Annotated in this window: 16 protein-coding genes; 11 read left to right on the top strand and 5 right to left on the bottom strand. The window is 46.1% G+C overall.

The annotated features are described in order from the left end of the window. Positions 1-99: 99 nt before the first annotated feature. From DD616_RS05755 to DD616_RS05735, 5 genes are all read right to left on the bottom strand, one after another. On the bottom strand, positions 100-969 hold the full coding sequence (locus DD616_RS05755; RefSeq protein WP_010318742.1) for a phosphoribulokinase: 870 nt from the start codon (positions 967-969) through the stop codon (positions 100-102). Between the two features lie 82 nt (positions 970-1,051). Next, the gene (locus tag DD616_RS05750) at positions 1,052-1,258 is read right to left on the bottom strand and encodes a YheU family protein (protein WP_010318743.1); all 207 of its coding nucleotides are present in this window, start codon (positions 1,256-1,258) and stop codon (positions 1,052-1,054) included. Positions 1,259-1,317: 59 nt separating this feature from the next. Then, positions 1,318-2,325, bottom strand: a complete 1,008-nt coding sequence (locus DD616_RS05745; RefSeq protein WP_013855907.1) for a hydrolase — start codon at positions 2,323-2,325, stop codon at positions 1,318-1,320. A 56-nt stretch (positions 2,326-2,381) separates the two neighbouring features. Next, the gene (locus DD616_RS05740) at positions 2,382-2,861 is read right to left on the bottom strand and encodes a TIGR02444 family protein (protein ID WP_010318745.1); all 480 of its coding nucleotides are present in this window, start codon (positions 2,859-2,861) and stop codon (positions 2,382-2,384) included. A gap of 1 nt (position 2,862) precedes the next feature. Beyond that, the gene (locus DD616_RS05735) at positions 2,863-4,782 is read right to left on the bottom strand and encodes an ABC transporter ATP-binding protein (RefSeq protein ID WP_081245136.1); all 1,920 of its coding nucleotides are present in this window, start codon (positions 4,780-4,782) and stop codon (positions 2,863-2,865) included. 132 nt (positions 4,783-4,914) lie between these two features. On the opposite strand from DD616_RS05735, the gene kefG reads away from it, so the two are divergent. From kefG to rplC, 11 genes are all read left to right on the top strand, one after another. Then, positions 4,915-5,502, top strand: a complete 588-nt coding sequence (gene kefG / locus DD616_RS05730) for a glutathione-regulated potassium-efflux system ancillary protein KefG (protein WP_174223808.1) — start codon at positions 4,915-4,917, stop codon at positions 5,500-5,502. Further along, positions 5,486-7,285 (top strand): glutathione-regulated potassium-efflux system protein KefB, encoded by a 1,800-nt coding sequence (kefB, locus tag DD616_RS05725; RefSeq protein ID WP_017046742.1) that lies wholly within the window; start codon positions 5,486-5,488, stop codon positions 7,283-7,285. Before kefG ends, kefB begins: the two co-directional genes overlap by 17 nt. A gap of 31 nt (positions 7,286-7,316) precedes the next feature. Beyond that, positions 7,317-7,517 carry a YheV family putative zinc ribbon protein gene (locus DD616_RS05720; RefSeq protein ID WP_010318749.1) on the top strand — a complete coding sequence of 67 codons (201 nt, stop codon included), beginning with the start codon at positions 7,317-7,319 and terminating at the stop codon, positions 7,515-7,517. A 97-nt stretch (positions 7,518-7,614) separates the two neighbouring features. Continuing rightward, a complete protein-coding gene (gene slyD, locus DD616_RS05715; protein WP_088732892.1) occupies positions 7,615-8,205 on the top strand; it encodes a peptidylprolyl isomerase in 591 nt (196 codons plus the stop codon). 216 nt (positions 8,206-8,421) lie between these two features. Next, the gene (locus DD616_RS05710) at positions 8,422-9,363 is read left to right on the top strand and encodes an isoaspartyl peptidase/L-asparaginase family protein (RefSeq protein ID WP_013855914.1); all 942 of its coding nucleotides are present in this window, start codon (positions 8,422-8,424) and stop codon (positions 9,361-9,363) included. A gap of 129 nt (positions 9,364-9,492) precedes the next feature. Next, the gene (locus tag DD616_RS05705; RefSeq protein ID WP_013855915.1) at positions 9,493-10,791 is read left to right on the top strand and encodes an adenylosuccinate synthase; all 1,299 of its coding nucleotides are present in this window, start codon (positions 9,493-9,495) and stop codon (positions 10,789-10,791) included. Positions 10,792-11,009: 218 nt separating this feature from the next. Continuing rightward, positions 11,010-11,645 carry a flagellar protein MotX gene (gene motX, locus DD616_RS05700; protein WP_013855917.1) on the top strand — a complete coding sequence of 212 codons (636 nt, stop codon included), beginning with the start codon at positions 11,010-11,012 and terminating at the stop codon, positions 11,643-11,645. 161 nt (positions 11,646-11,806) lie between these two features. Continuing rightward, the gene (gene rnr / locus DD616_RS05695; protein WP_013855918.1) at positions 11,807-14,254 is read left to right on the top strand and encodes a ribonuclease R; all 2,448 of its coding nucleotides are present in this window, start codon (positions 11,807-11,809) and stop codon (positions 14,252-14,254) included. Positions 14,255-14,271: 17 nt separating this feature from the next. Next, positions 14,272-15,012 (top strand): 23S rRNA (guanosine(2251)-2'-O)-methyltransferase RlmB, encoded by a 741-nt coding sequence (gene rlmB, locus DD616_RS05690; RefSeq protein WP_208872048.1) that lies wholly within the window; start codon positions 14,272-14,274, stop codon positions 15,010-15,012. 423 nt (positions 15,013-15,435) lie between these two features. After that, positions 15,436-15,747, top strand: coding sequence for a 30S ribosomal protein S10 (rpsJ, locus tag DD616_RS05685; RefSeq protein WP_001181007.1), 312 nt, complete (start codon positions 15,436-15,438; stop codon positions 15,745-15,747). Between the two features lie 14 nt (positions 15,748-15,761). Further along, on the top strand, positions 15,762-16,391 hold the full coding sequence (gene rplC, locus DD616_RS05680; protein ID WP_013855921.1) for a 50S ribosomal protein L3: 630 nt from the start codon (positions 15,762-15,764) through the stop codon (positions 16,389-16,391). Positions 16,392-16,404: the final 13 nt, after the last annotated feature.

Genomic DNA, 16,404 nt, shown 5'->3' with positions numbered 1-16,404 from the left:
ACGATTTCTTGATTTTAATCGTGTCAGTGGCATGATTTTTTACGCAAAACTGTGCACATGATCACGGTATGAAAAGTAACCGTCAACTTGTCCGATCACTTAGCCAATTTTACCTGTTTCAATCAATTGCTGCAGGATCGGTCTGACGATCAATTCCATCGCAAAACTCATCTTGCCACCCGGTACCACAATGGTGTTGTGGCGCGACATAAAAGAGCCATCAATCATGGCGAGCAGATAGGGGAAATCAACATTCTTTATGCCGCGCAGGCGGATCACGACGAAGCTTTCATCCAAACTAGGGATGCCCTTGGCGTTAAGTGGGTTTGAAGTATCAACCGTCGGTACCCGTTGGAAGTTGATGTGAGTTCGTGAGAATTGGGGGGTGATGTAATTGAGGTAATCATCCATCGAACGGACGATGGAATCCATCACCGCTTCACGTGAATGGCCTCGATCACGAGTATCACGCACGTACTTTTGTATCCACTCAAGGTTAACGATTGGCACCATGCCTATCAAAAAATCGACATGCTGCGCGACGTTTACATCACCATCGACTACACCGCCATGAAGACCTTCGTAAAACATCACATCCGAGTTTTCCGGTAAATCTTGCCAAGGAGTAAAGGTGCCGGGCATTTGATTGTAGGGCACAGCTTCGTCAAAAGAGTGTAGATAGCGGCGAACTTGGCCTGTGCCTAATTTCCCATATTGGCGGAAAAATTCTTCCAATGCAGGAAAATCATTGGCTTGTGGACCAAAGTAACTGATGTGCTTCCCTTGTTCGCGCGCTTTACGAATTTCCACATCCATTTCTGGCCGTGTAAAGCGATGGAAGCTATCCCCTTCAACCCATGCTGGTTTAATGTTCATCATATTGAACATTTTGCGAAAGGCTTCTGAGGTCGTAGTTGTACCGGCACCGGACGAGCCGGTGACAGCGATAATTGGATGTTTTGCTGACATGACAAACCCTGTCTGTATGTAACGTACTTGTTATCGATGGCTGCAATATAGCACGAAAAGAGTAGATTGTTTTGAGCTGAAATTATTTACGCAATTGAATATCCACACTTTCATGCAACTCAGAATAGACGATGATCGCTTCCCCTGTTGCGAGCTGTTTCTTTATTTGCTCGATTTTTTGCTGCAATGGTACTTCCTGCTCTCCGTAATCAGTACCTTCGCGTAATACAAACGTTTCAATCAAATTATCCAGTGTTTCAGGCGCAATGTGCTGCCAAGGAATAAGCATGACGACCTCTTAAACTGTCATGGAGAAAAGGGTATCGATTTAAAGCGATATGTGATTAATCATGCGTTGCATTGATGGTCAATAGGGTTGCCGTGACGCAGGTTTTCGTAATAGGTTGGAAGTGCTTCTTCGAGCCAAAATTTAGGCTTAAGCGCGCTACCGCTGAGAAAACCGACATGGCCACCTTGGGTAAATAAGCGGTAATGGATATTCTCTGGTAAAGAAAATTTGGGGATCACGGCATCCGTCATAAAGGGATCATCTTGCGCTTGAATGATTTGTAGCGGCACGCGAATTTGTGTCAGCTTTGAAAGGCCTGAGCACTGCTGGTAGTAATCCTGCGCATCTTGAAAACCATGCAAGGGTGCGGTGATGAGATCGTCAAATTCGTAAAGTTTTTTGATGTGTTTAATTTGATGGTTAGAAATACCTAACTCATTATGTAAAAGATGCTGTTTCTTTAGTGCATTTTTTTTCAATGATGTCAGTAAGTAAGCGCGATAAACCTTTGAAAATCCCTGTTCAATGCGTGTGGAACACGCTGCCAGATCGAGTGGAGCGGAGACAACGGTTGCCGCGCTAACGATCGGGTCGTGATTATATTGCGCTAAGTAATTAACCAACATATTGCCGCCAAGAGAAATGCCCACCGCCACGATAGGTCGATTTGGGCATTGCTTGCGTATGTATTCGAGCACAAAGCGTGCATCTTCAACTTCACCAGAATGGTAAGCACGTGCCAGATGGTTCGGTTTGCCGCTACAGCCGCGAAAATGCATCATGACCGATAACCATCCCTGCTGTGCGAAGGCGTACATTAAGCCATTGGCATACGGGCTATGAAAACTGCCTTCTAAGCCATGAAACAAGATAAATAGGGGTTTATTTTGTACTCGCTCTGAGCGCCAATCATCACTCCAAGCAAGGTCTAAAAAATCACCATCAGGTGTAAACAGCGTTTGCCACAGCGGCTCAAAACGTGCGCGTTTGCGCAACAAACGAGGAAGCAGAGTCTGAAGGTGTGGATTTGTTAGTCCAGTAGCAGCGATAAATGAAGTCATAACCATAGCGTATTATTTTTATGAATTGCGACCAGTATACACCGAGCGAGCAATTGATGTAGTTACGGTTTTTGAGAATGAGGCGCCGGGGTTTTAAAAGCGAGATGCAAATGCTCACAGCCAAGCTGGCGACAGTAACGCAGCGTTAATTGTTCACCATGGTTATTCTGCAATGCCAATGCGTTGATACATTCCACGAGGTCAGCTTGCTGCTGCTTTTCAAGCTGCAGCTCAAATTGCAGCGCCTCGCGGTACAGCGTATCTGGCACCATGCTTTTCAAACGTCGTCTTAACTCTCGGTAACTGTGCAGCAGCGCTTCTGAACGGCCGATACATTGAGTGACATTTTGCCAGTCAGCATCGGCAACCGTCACTTGTTGCTCATCAAGCCATTTGAGTAGCAGCAATAAGTTGACGTTGCCGTGGAAGTTATTTTGTAAACTTAAGCACGCCTCTTTCACTTCTCGCACGCTGTAGTATTGCAAACTGAATTGCCATAAGCGTTCTAAGGTCAGTGATAATCGTACGTGCTCTTGGCTCATCTTAGCGACTGAATTCCTGCTCTAGTTGTTCGAGTGTCTCTTGTTCCGACATCCATTCCATTTCGATCGCTTCAAGTGCCGATTTACTGCGAGCTTGAAGCGCAATCACTTCGGTAAGTTTAGCTTTGTTTTCGGCTTCATACAGCGAAGTATCAGACAATTGCTCTTCAGTTTGCGCCAGTGCCGCGTTCAATGTGTCCATTTTCGCTTCGAGTTGTGTCAGTTTTTTGCGAATTGGTGCGGTTTGGATGCGAAATTCCGCTTCTCGGCGCTTTTGATCTTTTTTGGCTGCGGCACTGTTGCTGCTGTCTTTGGCAGGTTGCTGAGATTGAACTTCTCTACGTTCCGCTTTCTGTTGTTCTGTCAGCCACTTGTAGTAGTCGGTCAAATCCCCATCGAAAGGCGCGACTTGACGATCGTGCACCAAGTACAAGTCATCGGTGGTTGCGCGCAGTAGATAGCGATCATGGCTGACGATGACCATCGCACCTTCAAAGGTTTGCAGGGCAAACGTTAGGGCTTGACGCATATCCAAGTCTAAGTGGTTGGTGGGTTCATCAAGCAGCAGCAAGTTCGGTTTTTGCCACACAATTAGCGCAAGCACTAAGCGAGCCTTTTCACCCCCGGAAAACGGAGCGATTTTCTCTAGCGCTTTGTCGCCTTGGAAACCAAAACTACCCAGATAATTACGCAGCTCAAGTTCGTTTTTATCTGGGGCGATTTGCATCATGTGCTGCAGAGGGGTCTCTTCTGGATGCAGTGTTTCTAACTGATGCTGGGCAAAGTAACCAATTTTTACACCTTGCGAATAAGTGAGATCGCCGCCTTGCGGTTTTAACTCACCGGAGAGCAATTTAATTAATGTTGATTTACCCGCACCGTTACGCCCGAGTAATCCAATACGGCTTCCCGGTACAAGGTTGAGGCGAATTTTTTCTAAAATTAAACGTTCACCATACCCGGCGTAGACTTCGTCCATCATCATGATTGGGTTAGGCAGTGCTGAAGGCTCTCGAAATTCGAAATTAAATGGGTTATCAAATTGAGCTGGCAGCACTTTTTCCATTCGTTCCAACGCTTTGATACGACTTTGTGCTTGGCGAGCTTTGGAGGCCTTGTAGCGGAAACGGTCGATGTAGCTTTGCATGTGCACCATCTGCTTTTGCTGCTTCTGGTACATGGCTTGCTGCAAGATCAGTTTTTGCGCTCGTTGATTTTCAAACGATGAGTAGTTTCCGGTGTATTCATTCATGGTTTGATTTTCGATATGGATGATGCGTCCGACGATCGGATCAAGAAAATCGCGGTCATGGGAAATCAAGATCAAGGTGCCGGGATAGTTTTGTAACCAACGTTCAAGCCACATGACGGCGTCCAAATCCAAGTGGTTGGTTGGTTCATCAAGCAGCAGTAAATCCGAGCGGCACAACAGCGCTTGCGCTAAGTTTAAGCGCATCCGCCAACCACCCGAAAATTGCGTTAAACTCCATCCCATCTGTTCTTGGCTAAACCCCAAACCATCAAGCAGTTCAGAAGCACGGGCGCGAATACTGTATCCGCCGATGGTTTCAATCTTTCCATGCAGCTCTGCAACCAAGGTTCCTTGGTCTGCCTCTTCAGCAACGCTGAGGCGTCGTTCTAATTCACGATATTCACGATCGCCATCGATGACATATTCAATCGCATCGCGATCAAGAGCCGGAGTTTCTTGGGCAACCCAAGCCAGTTCCCAGTGAGCTGGTTTACTGAAGGAGCCAGCGTCAATAGATAGCTCATCTTTGAGTAGGGCAAAGAGCGTTGATTTGCCACAGCCATTTTTGCCTACTAGGCCAACTTTATCGCCCGGCTGGATAGTTGCAGAGGCCTTTTCAAGGAGCGGTTTACCGCCGCGCAGTAATTGAATATCAGAGAAGGTAATCATAAAAATCTATTTTTCATATCGAGACGTTATCGCGTGGAATAGTAGGGGCAATAAGGATAAATGTCGATCATTATGCAAATTGCGTTATTATGCTTAATAACATATTGATAACTATTGGGAGCGCAGACAAAAATGTCCACCACCGTCATGCCTGACCAAATTACACCTAAAATATTGGTGATTTATGCGCATCCTGAGCCATTAAACTCCATCGCCAATCAAACTATGCTGCACAATATTGCGTCACTTTCTCACGTCACTGTGCATGACTTGTATGCAACCTATCCCGATTTTTTTATCGATGTGCACGCAGAGCAGCAAAAACTACTTGAGCATGATGTGATTGTGTTTCAACACCCTCTTTATATGTATTCCTGCCCAGCGCTACTCAAAGAGTGGTTTGATCGCGTGCTTGCCAAAGGGTTTGCCTTCGGCGGACAGACGGCGTTGCATGGTAAATACTGGCGTAGCGTCATCACCACGGGCGGAAAAAAAGAAGCGTTTGATGAGCGGGGCTACAACAAATACCCACTGGATCAAATTCTCCAACCATTTGAATTAACCGCGGCTCTGTGTTGTATGAACTGGATGGAACCGTTAGTCCTCTACTGGTCACGTAATGTGAGTGATATGGAGCGCTATCAACACGCTGAGCATTATCGACACTGGTTGCAACACCCACTGGCCACACAAGGAGAGCTTGATGGCGTTAAGCGGTGATTTTTTACAAAGCAGCGTGGTGTTTTTAACCGCGGCTGTGGTGGCCGTACCGATTGCTCAGCGTGCAGGGTTGGGTTCGGTGCTCGGCTATTTGTTAGCGGGTGTAGCCATAGGCCCTTGGGGGCTGGGTTTAATCAGTGATGTGCAAGCCATATTACACTTTGCTGAATTTGGCGTGGTGCTGCTGTTGTTTCTGATTGGGCTGGAATTAAACCCCAAAAAATTGTGGCAGATGCGTGGGCCGATCCTTGGTTTGGGTGGCGCGCAGGTGGTGGTAAGTACCTTAGTCATTGCCAGTATTGCTTATCTATTAGGCGTTAACTGGCAGAGTAGTTTAGTGATTGGTATGGGCCTTGCGCTCTCTTCGACAGCAATCGCATTACGCGTAATTGAAGAGCAAGGGCTAACACGCAGTGAAGCTGGCCAGTCTGGTTTTGCGGTACTGCTTTTTCAAGATATCGCTGTCATCCCAATGTTGGCCTTTTTGCCTTTACTGGCAGGCAACGCCGGTGGAAGCTGGTTAGATGTGACTTGGATGTTGGGTGGCATTACCGCTTTGCTGGTCGGGGGGCATTTTCTATTGAGCCCGCTGTTTCGTTATATTGTGACCAGTGGTGTGCGTGAACTTTTTACCGTTGCCGCCTTATTGTTGGTGATTGGGATTGCACTGTTAATGCAGCAGCTTGGCTTGTCAATGGCGCTCGGTACTTTCCTTGCTGGTGTGTTGCTGGCAGAAAGTGAATTTCGCCATGAACTTGAGATCGCGATTGAACCGTTTAAAGGGTTATTGCTCGGGCTATTTTTTATTGCCGTTGGAATGGCGGTTAATTTGGGCTTATTGGCGCAAGCGCCGCTGCAAGTGTTGGCGGCTGTATTAGGTCTAGTGGTGCTGAAAGGAGGAATCCTTTATCTCCTCGCACGTTTATCGGGTACGCGTTCTAAAGCACGCAGCAAAATGGCGGCGATCCTCAGCCAAGGCGGCGAGTTCGCGTTCGTGATTTTCACTGCGGCAAGCGCACAGGGTGTGCTATCACCGGATCAAGTGGCCTTTTTGCTCGTTGTGGTCAGCTTGTCGATGGTCACCACACCTTTATTACTGACGATTCAGGACAAATGGTTTGCGCGAAAATTGAACCTCAGCAGTGACGATGAGATGCATTCCGATGTCGTCAATAAACAGCCGCAAATTATCATTGCGGGTTTTGGCCGTTTTGGGCAAATTGTAGGGCGTTTGATGTACGCCAATAAGATTAAAATTACCGTATTAGAAAGCGATGCCAGTCAAATTAAATTATTGAGAGAGTACGGTTATAACGTTTTTTATGGTGATGCGACTCAACTTGAACTGTTGCGCGCCGCGGGTGCAGAAGAAGCTGAGGCGATTGTCATCTGTACTGATGCGCCCGATGAAGTGATGAAAATTGTCGAGCTTTGTCAGCACCATTTCCCGCAGTTAAAGATCTTAGCTCGCGCTCGTAGCCGGGTAGAGGCGTATCAGTTACTCAGCCATGGGGTCGATAAATACTCGCGGGAAACTTTCTTAGGCGCTTTGGACCTCGGCCGACAAGTACTGGTCGAATTGGGCATGCACCCTTACCAAGCCAAGCGCGCCGAAGCACATTTTAGAAAACTCGATAATGCGATGCTCAAAGAGCTGCTACCGCAACATAACCAAGACAAACAACTCGCACTGCGCGCCAAAGAGGCACGTAAAGAGCTGGAAGAAATATTTGGGCGTGAAATGGATAATGATCGCCAATCTCGTCATTATTGGGAAAAATAACGCCAATCAATATTCAGTTGTAGGATGTAACGTGAAACAGAAAAAACGCTTTATTGCCGGTGCAAAGTGCCCAAGTTGTCAGTCACAAGATACTCTGCGCTGGTGGGTTGAAAACAACATAGAGCTCGTTGAGTGTGTCGAGTGCGACTACCATGAACAGCGAAAGCCCAAATCTGTAGAAAAAAGTGAACATGCTCGGCAAGAGATGATCGGGATTTTTAAACCAGAATAATTGAGTTTCTGGAATAGATCTTCATAATACGCCTCATACCGATCGATTTCTTAGGTTTGAAGATGACAACCTAGGAACAAACCTCCTTGGAGTTGTTATGAAAATTGAAAAGAACGTGGTTGTAAGCCTAGCCTACCAATTAGTATTGGAAGATGGTGCAGTCGTAGACCAATCAACAGTTGATGCACCACTAGATTACCTTCACGGTCACAACAATCTAATCACTGGCCTTGAAAATGAGTTAGAAGGAAAAGTTGTGGGCGATAAGTTCACAGCAACTATCGCTCCTGAAGAAGCGTACGGTGAATACAACGATGAGCTTGTACAACGTGTACCTGCTGAAGTTTTCCAAGGCGTTGATGAAATTGAAGTGGGTATGCGTTTTCTAGCGGATACTGACCAAGGCCAAATTCCAGTTGAAATCACGGAAGTGGATGGTGACGAAGTGGTAGTTGATGGTAACCACATGTTGGCTGGCCAAACATTAACGTTTGATGTAGAAGTCGTTGCGATTCGCGCTGCAACTGAAGAAGAGATCCAACATGGTCACATTCACCAAGCTGGTGGCTGTGGACATGGCCACGACCACGATCATGATCATGAAGGTGGTTGCTGTGGTGGTGAAGGCCATGACCATGGTGAGAAAAAAGAAGGTTGTTGCGGTGGCGGCAGCTGCGGTTCACATTAATCATTTTTTGGTTGGTAGTGCCAAAGTAGGCAGTAATAACCGACTGATACAATGAAATGGAAAGCGTTAATCGTCATGCGATTAGCGCTTTTTTGTTGCTTGTTAATTATTACAGTACTCACTTGCCGCCTACCTGCAACTTCAAGTTATTTGGGTATAGTTAATGTGTAGAACAGAAGTGTATTGCCTCTCAATTTATTAAGTTAAGGAATTCTCATGTCACAACCTTTTGCTATAGCAATTCATGGCGGCGCTGGAACCATCATTCGTCAACAAATGAGCGAATCATTAAAGCGCGATATTTTGAACACGCTAGAAAGTGCTGTCCGAGCGGGGCATCAAGTACTGGCACAAGGTGGTGATGCACTGGATGCGGTGGTTGAGGCTGTGAAAATACTTGAGGACTCTCCGTTGTTTAACGCAGGAAAAGGTTCGGTGTTAACGCATCAAGAGATGGTGGAGATGGACGCCTCTGTCATGCATGGCAAAATGATGGACGCAGGCGCGGTCGCTGGAGTTCGGCACATTAAAAATCCGGTGCAGCTCGCGCGTGATGTAATGAAGCACAGTGATCATGTGTTGTTGATTGGTGAGGGCGCAGAAGCGTTTGCTTTTACTCAAGGGCATCAATATACAGAACAAGATTACTTTTTTACTGAGCGTCGTTATGAACAGTTGCTAGCGATGAAAAGCAACAATCAATTTGCTTTGTCGGAATCAAAATTCCCAGATGACAAGAAATTTGGCACTGTTGGCGCAGTTGCATTGGATAAACAAGGCAACCTTGCGTCTGCTACTAGTACCGGTGGCATCACGAATAAAAAATTTGGTCGCGTCGGCGATTCTCCCATCATAGGTGCAGGAACGGTGGCTGAAAATGGTAATGTGGCGGTATCGACAACGGGCATGGGGGAATATTTCATTCGTAAAATGGTTGCCAGTGACGTTGCCGCTCGCATGCGTTATTTAAAAGAAGATGTTCATACCGCATGTGAAACCATTATTCAGGGTGAACTTAAAACGCTCGGTGGTGAGGGTGGATTGATCGCCATTGATGCGCAAGGCGACATTCATTTTGCAATGAACAGTTCCGGTATGTACCGTGCATGTGTTGATCGTCAAGGAGAGCTAATCGTAAAAATATATTCGGATGAGTAACTTACGTGCCTAATAACTGAATCATTTATTAAGTTATATTTTTATGACATTTTCGTGTTTAAAAAAGGACTGCAAGGAAAAGGATTCGGTGCTAGAATCCTTTTTTAACTAGCAATCAGACTTGGAAAGATGGGAAATAACGTAGTCGTTCTAGGCACCCAATGGGGTGACGAAGGCAAAGGTAAAATCGTAGACCTTTTAACTGAAGATGCAAAATACGTGGTTCGCTACCAAGGCGGCCATAATGCAGGCCACACTTTGGTCATTGACGGTGAAAAAACCGTTCTTCATTTAATTCCATCCGGCATTCTTCGCAATAAAGTGAAATGCATCATCGGTAACGGTGTTGTGCTTTCACCTGACGCACTAATCAATGAAATGAAGCCTCTAGAAGAGCGTGGTATTCCAGTCCGCGAACGTCTTTTCATTTCTGAAGCTTGCCCACTTATTCTTCCTTACCACATTGCGCTTGACCAAGCTCGTGAAACGGCTCGTGGTAAAAAAGCAATTGGTACGACAGGTCGTGGTATCGGTCCTGCTTATGAAGACAAAGTGGCTCGTCGTGGTTTACGCGTTGGTGACTTGTTCGATATGGCTTCATTTGCAGAAAAGCTAAAAGAAGTGATGGAGTTCCATAACTTCCAACTTGAGCATTTCTACAAAGCTGAACCAGTAAGCTACGAATCCGTACTTGAGCAAGCACAAGGCTATGCTGATTTGCTGACTTCGATGGTGATCGACGTGACCGATGAACTTGATGCAGCGCGTAAGCGTGGCGACAAAATCATGTTCGAAGGTGCGCAAGGTACTATGCTTGATATTGACCACGGTACATACCCATACGTAACGTCTTCTAACACGACTGCTGGTGGTGTTGCTGCAGGTTCTGGTTTCGGCCCTCGTCATCTAGGTTATATTCTAGGTATCGCGAAAGCTTACTGTACTCGCGTTGGTGCAGGTCCATTCCCAACCGAATTGGATGATGAAATCGGTAATCACCTAGGCACGAAAGGCCATGAGTTTGGTGCTACAACAGGCCGTAAGCGCCGTTGTGGTTGGTTTGATGCGGTAGCGATGCGTCGCGCCATTCAAATTAACTCAGTCACAGGCTTCTGCTTGACTAAACTTGACGTACTTGATGGTCTAGAAGAGCTAAAAATCTGTACGGGTTACCAAATGCCAGATGGCTCAATTGCTCAAGTATCACCAATGGCAGCTGACGCTTTTGAAGCGGTAACACCTATTTACGAAACTATGCCTGGTTGGTCTGAAAATACCTTCGGTGCTAAATCAATTGATGCCCTGCCACAAGCGGCGCTTGATTACATCAAACGTATTGAAGAGTTGACTGGTGTACCTGTTGACATCGTTTCTACAGGTCCAGATCGTAACGAAACCATTATCAAGGTTCACCCATTTTCAGTTTAATGGTTGATTGATAAACGTTTTTAAAACCGGCTTTCAGAGCCGGTTTTTTTATACCTGTATTGATGATATTTTGTCCTTGGTGTGGCAATAAATGGCCGAATAACGGCAAATTTTGTCTAAAGAGTTTGCCGCACTGGTCGATAAAGTTATCAAGCCCAGCCCTAGATGAAACTGAGGCTATAATTTTAAGGCTATCGATAGACATAAAGAGTGCAGGTATGAAGCTACGAACGGTAGCAGCTTCATTGTTTTTAGCGCTGACCTCATCCTTGAGTCATGCCAACGTGGCGGAAGTGGGTGAACCAGTCCCTATTTACACCGAAGCTGAACTAATCAAGTTAATTGAGCAAAATAAACATTTAGAGCAAGTCAAGGCCGACAACTGCCAATTGGTAGAAGATATTGTTGCGCGTGCTACTCGCATCAGCCTGCCTTCCTACGAGTTTTTGTATGGAGATATGCTAGCGTGGGGGGTCTGTGTAGATCAAGATGTCGAACTTGGCTTGTACTATATGGAAAATGCAGCTCATCAAGGTTTACCCGCTGCGTTAGAGCAGCTTGGGCGTTATTATTCGCGTGGTACTTTAGTACAGCAGGATAAAGAGCGAGCTATTCCCTATCTGCGTGAAGCCGCTGCGATGGGCAATATTAATGCTCGTATCCATCTAGCTGAGCTTTTGCTGCGTGATTATGGCAGCCCGCTTGATTATGAAGATGCTTATCGCTGGCTCTATAATTCGGTGACTATCGATCAAAGAATACATTCTCGGATCTCTATGCTCCGGCAGGGGTTAGAGCAGCGAATGCCACAAAATGTGGTTGCGCGAGCCAAGCGCAGAGATACGTTTTGGTAGCCTTCATTATTGCTTTTCTTATTTCGCCCACACGGTTGGGCGAAGTCATTTCTGCGCTTTTCGTCTAACGCATTAGCCTATAATAATCAATACGCTGCTGTAGCTTCTGCCGTGAGTCAGTTATACTCTGGCTATCTCTCCTTGCTTTAGCAGGTCTGCCTATGTCTGAAATTATCAATAACGATCCTTTTGCGGATCGAGAATCTAGCAATTACGAAAATCCAATTCCAAGCCGAGAATTCATCCTCGAATTTCTAACCGAAGCCAATGTACCGATGAATCGTAATGATCTTTTTGAGGCATTGGGTTTATCTGGTGAAGAGCAATACGAAGGGCTACGCCGTCGTTTGCGTGCGATGGAGCGAGATGGCCAATTGGTATTTACTCGTCGCCAATGCTATGCATTGCCAGAAAAACTGGAAATGATCAAAGGTCACGTAATCGGACATAAAGATGGTCATGGGTGGGTTCGTCCTGATGGCAGCGTTGGCAAAGATAACGATGTTTTGCTACCTCATCACCAAATGCGTACCATTATTCATGGCGACTACGTGCTGGTACAACCGACAGGCACGGATAAAAGAGGCCGTAAAGAAGGGCGTTTGGTCCGAGTGTTGGAAGAACGTAAAACCCAACTTGTTGGGCGTTTCTTCCTCGAAAATGGCTACTCTTATGTCGTGCCCGATGATTCACGCATCACTCAAGACATTTTGATCCCTAATGAGCACAAAGGCGGAGCTCGCATGGGGAACGTGGTGGTGATTGAAATTACCGATCGTGGTGCCAGAGCAAGAGGAATGACAGGCAGGGTTGTTGAAGTACTTGGGGAAAATATGGCTCCCGGTATGGAGACACAAATAGCGATTCGCACTCACCAGATCCCTCATGAGTGGCCGCAAGAAGTATTAAAGCAAGTCGAAAACCTGAGAGAAGAAGTTCCAGAAGAGGCGAAGCAAGGGCGCGTGGATTTGCGTCAATTACCTTTAGTGACTATTGATGGTGAAGACGCGCGTGACTTTGATGATGCGGTGTATTGCGAAGCCAAAAAAGGTGGTGGCTGGCGTCTCTGGGTTGCGATTGCTGACGTAAGTTATTATGTGCGCCCCGACACGGCTCTTGATAAAGAAGCGATCAACCGTGGTAACTCAGTTTACTTCCCATCGCAAGTCGTTCCTATGCTACCGGAAGTACTGTCGAACGGTCTTTGTTCACTTAATCCACAAGTCGACCGTCTATGCATGGTGTGCGAGATGACAGTCTCTGCAACGGGCAAAATTTCGGGTTACAAACATTACGAAGCCGTGATGAACTCTCATGCCCGTTTAACTTACAACAAAGTACACGCCATTCTTGAAGGGGATGAAGAGCTACGCGAACGTTATCAAGCCGTGGTTCCTCATCTTGAAGAACTCTATTCGATGTATAAGGTGCTAAAAGCAGCGCGTGATGAGCGTGGCGGTATCGAATTTGAAACGATTGAAACTAAGTTTATTTTTAATGCTGAGCGTAAAATCGACAGCATTGAACCTGTTGTCCGTAATGATGCGCACAAAATAATCGAAGAGTGCATGATCCTCGCTAATATTGCTTCAGCATCGCTGGTGGAAAAAGCGAAAGAGCCCGCTCTGTACCGTATCCATGAATCACCGGGAGAAGAGCGTTTGACCGGTTTTAGGGATTTCTTAGGCGAGCTTGGTTTGAACTTAGCGGGTGGGCTAGAGCCTTCGCCAACCGATTACGCTAACTTAATGAAACAGATTGGTGAGCGCCAAGACAAAGAGTTGATCCAAACCATGTTACTGCGTTCCATGAAGCAGGCTGTGTATAACGCGGATAACTGTGGTCACTTTGGTTTAGCGCTCAAACGCTATGCGCACTTTACTTCACCTATTCGTCGCTACCCTGATCTCCTATTGCACCGCGCAATTAAATATTTGATTGCCAAAGAATCGGGCAATCACACCGACCGTTGGACAACCACAGGTGGTTATCACTACTATTTTGATGACATGGACTTCTATGGTCAGCAATGTTCAATGACAGAACGCCGTGCTGATGATGCGACGCGCGAAGTATCTGATTGGCTCAAGTGTGAATACATGCAAGATCATGTAGGCGAAGAGCTTGATGGAGTCATAGCCAACGTGACAGGTTTCGGTTTCTTCGTTCGGTTAACTGAGTTGCACATTGATGGATTGGTCCATATTTCAACGCTAGCGAATGACTACTATCAATTTGATCCAGTGGGACAACGATTGATCGGCGAAAGTTTTGGCAACATCTATCGCTTAGGTGACGCCGTTAAAGTCAAAGTGTTATCCGTCAACTTGGATGATCGTCAAATTGACTTTGAAATCGTGGGCACTAGCCGTAAGCTGCGCGGAGAAGGCAAGACAGCGAAGAAACGTGCAACGGATGCACGAGAGAAAGCACGTGGCAAGAAGGTGACGTCAAGTAAAGGAAAGGCAACTCCTTTAGTTGAAGCGACTAAACGCCCAGATGAAAAAAGTAGTGAAGGCTCAAAACCTGAACGAAAAAAAAGCAAAACAACAAAAGCACGCAAAAAGAAACCCGCGGCCAAAGCAAATAAAGCGCGTGCTAGTAAATAACGATCAATGGGTAAATCATGAGTAACGAATGTATTTATGGTATTCACGCGGTCAGCGCTGTACTTGAAAAAGATCCAGCGCGATTGATAGAAGCGTTTGTACTAAAAGGGCGACAAGATGATCGCCTGCTTCCACTGTTAAATGAACTGCAACATTGCGGTGTCTCTATTCAAGAGATGGGACGTAAAACATTGGATGACAAGGCTCAAGGGGCGAATCATCAGGGCATCATTGCTCGTGTAAAACCAGCAAAACAGCTTAATGAGCATGATTTAGAAGCAATCATCGCACAGCATGAACAACCGCTATTACTTGTTTTGGATGGTGTTACCGATCCGCATAATCTCGGCGCATGCTTACGTAACGCCGATGCTGCCGGGGTCGCTGCAGTGATCGTACCAAAAGATAAGTCAGCACCAATGACGGCAACGGTCAGCAAAGTCGCTTGTGGCGCTGCTGAAACTGTGCCTTTAGTACGAGTGACGAATCTTGCACGTACCATGCGCGCCCTTCAAGAACAAGGCGTATGGTTTGTTGGCACTGCCGGTGAGGCGACGCATGACATTTACCAAGCCAAACTGACAGGGCCCCTTGCGATTGTTATGGGCGCTGAAGGGGATGGTATGCGCCGTTTAACGCGCGAAACCTGCGATGATCTGATTAAAATACCGATGGCGGGCACCGTTTCTAGCCTAAACGTATCAGTAGCGGCTGGGATCTGTCTGTTTGAAGCAGTGAGACAGCGCCAAGCTGTATAATTGTGCAACAGGGATAAAAGGATAGGGTCGTGAGTGCTCACCTCATCTTTCTATCCCTTCTATTACTTCCTCAGTGAAAGAAGAAATAGATAGTTTATAAGTTTAATTTCTACACAGCGCTTGCATGTGTAATGGTGATCTGTATAATGCACCGCACTGGTTAAATCCAGTTGTGAACCAATGAGCAGTGAGGAGTAAACTGACCTAGCTGTTAGTTTAGTAACGTATACTCAGCTTATGTTCGCAGTTAATACAATTAGCTCTGTTGCGTTTAGTAATAGATTAAAGTTAATCGAAAATTAACTGACAATGTGCCTAATTTTGGCACTACGGTTTCACATAAATCAATCGGCATTCTCTCGTTTTAACGAGTTTGAGTGGCGATATTGTTTGTGTAATTTTTAATTATTGGAGCTCTGTCTCATGCAGAACCAACGTATCCGTATCCGCCTAAAAGCGTTCGATTACAAACTAATCGATGCTTCTACAGCGGAAATCGTTGAAACAGCTAAGCGTACCGGCGCACAGGTTCGTGGTCCTATTCCACTTCCTACTCGTAAAGAGCGTTTCACTGTTCTTATCTCTCCACACGTCAACAAAGATGCTCGTGATCAGTACGAAATTCGTACTCACAAACGTCTAATCGACATCGTTGAGCCAACAGATAAAACTGTTGATGCACTGATGCGCCTAGATCTAGCTGCTGGCGTTGACGTACAAATCAGCCTAGGTTAAGGGAGATTAGAAGAATGATTGGTCTAGTCGGACGTAAAGTGGGTATGACCCGCGTATTTACTGAAGAAGGCGTTTCTATCCCAGTAACTGTTGTTGAGGTTGAAGCAAACCGTATTTCTCAAGTGAAAACTCTTGAGACTGACGGCTATGCAGCAATCCAGGTAACTACTGGTACTAAGAAAGCCAACCGTGTAACTAAACCAGAAGCTGGTCACTTTGCGAAAGCAGGTGTAGAAGCTGGTCGCGGTCTTTGGGAATTCCGTTTAGAAAACGGCGAAGAGTTTGAAGTTGGCACTGAGCTAAATGTAGAACTTTTCAACGAAGTTAAAAAAGTAGACGTTACTGGTACATCTAAAGGTAAAGGTTTCCAAGGTGCTGTTAAGCGCTGGAATTTCCGTACCCAAGATATGACTCACGGTAACTCTTTGTCTCACCGTGCACCGGGTTCAATTGGCCAATGTCAAACTCCAGGTCGCGTGTTCAAAGGCAAAAAAATGGCAGGTCACATGGGTGCTGAGCGTGTAACGACTCAAAACCTAGAGATCGTACGTGTTGACGCTGAGCGCAATCTGCTTCTTATTAAAGGTGCAGTACCAGGTGCAACTGGCGCTAACGTGATCGTCAAACCAGCTATTAAAGCATAACGTCTAGGAGTAA

The organism is Vibrio anguillarum (assembly GCF_003390515.1).
Lineage (GTDB): Bacteria > Pseudomonadota > Gammaproteobacteria > Enterobacterales > Vibrionaceae > Vibrio > Vibrio anguillarum.
The sequence above is the reverse complement of the archived record's forward strand: the minus strand, read 5'-3'. Positions and strand labels throughout refer to the sequence as shown.

Bases quoted from the DNA above. Each gene is read 5' to 3' on its own strand.
- DD616_RS05755 (WP_010318742.1), bottom strand. From the start codon at position 969: ATGTCAGCAAAACATCCAATTATCGCTGTCACCGGCTCGTCCGGTGCC.
- DD616_RS05750 (WP_010318743.1), bottom strand. From the start codon at position 1,258: ATGCTTATTCCTTGGCAGCACATTGCGCCTGAAACACTGGATAATTTG.
- DD616_RS05745 (WP_013855907.1), bottom strand. From the start codon at position 2,325: ATGGTTATGACTTCATTTATCGCTGCTACTGGACTAACAAATCCACAC.
- DD616_RS05740 (WP_010318745.1), bottom strand. From the start codon at position 2,861: ATGAGCCAAGAGCACGTACGATTATCACTGACCTTAGAACGCTTATGG.
- DD616_RS05735 (WP_081245136.1), bottom strand. From the start codon at position 4,782: ATGATTACCTTCTCTGATATTCAATTACTGCGCGGCGGTAAACCGCTC.
- kefG (WP_174223808.1), top strand. From the start codon at position 4,915: ATGTCCACCACCGTCATGCCTGACCAAATTACACCTAAAATATTGGTG.
- kefB (WP_017046742.1), top strand. From the start codon at position 5,486: ATGGCGTTAAGCGGTGATTTTTTACAAAGCAGCGTGGTGTTTTTAACC.
- slyD (WP_088732892.1), top strand. From the start codon at position 7,615: ATGAAAATTGAAAAGAACGTGGTTGTAAGCCTAGCCTACCAATTAGTA.
- DD616_RS05710 (WP_013855914.1), top strand. From the start codon at position 8,422: ATGTCACAACCTTTTGCTATAGCAATTCATGGCGGCGCTGGAACCATC.
- DD616_RS05705 (WP_013855915.1), top strand. From the start codon at position 9,493: ATGGGAAATAACGTAGTCGTTCTAGGCACCCAATGGGGTGACGAAGGC.
- motX (WP_013855917.1), top strand. From the start codon at position 11,010: ATGAAGCTACGAACGGTAGCAGCTTCATTGTTTTTAGCGCTGACCTCA.
- rnr (WP_013855918.1), top strand. From the start codon at position 11,807: ATGTCTGAAATTATCAATAACGATCCTTTTGCGGATCGAGAATCTAGC.
- rlmB (WP_208872048.1), top strand. From the start codon at position 14,272: ATGAGTAACGAATGTATTTATGGTATTCACGCGGTCAGCGCTGTACTT.
- rpsJ (WP_001181007.1), top strand. From the start codon at position 15,436: ATGCAGAACCAACGTATCCGTATCCGCCTAAAAGCGTTCGATTACAAA.
- rplC (WP_013855921.1), top strand. From the start codon at position 15,762: ATGATTGGTCTAGTCGGACGTAAAGTGGGTATGACCCGCGTATTTACT.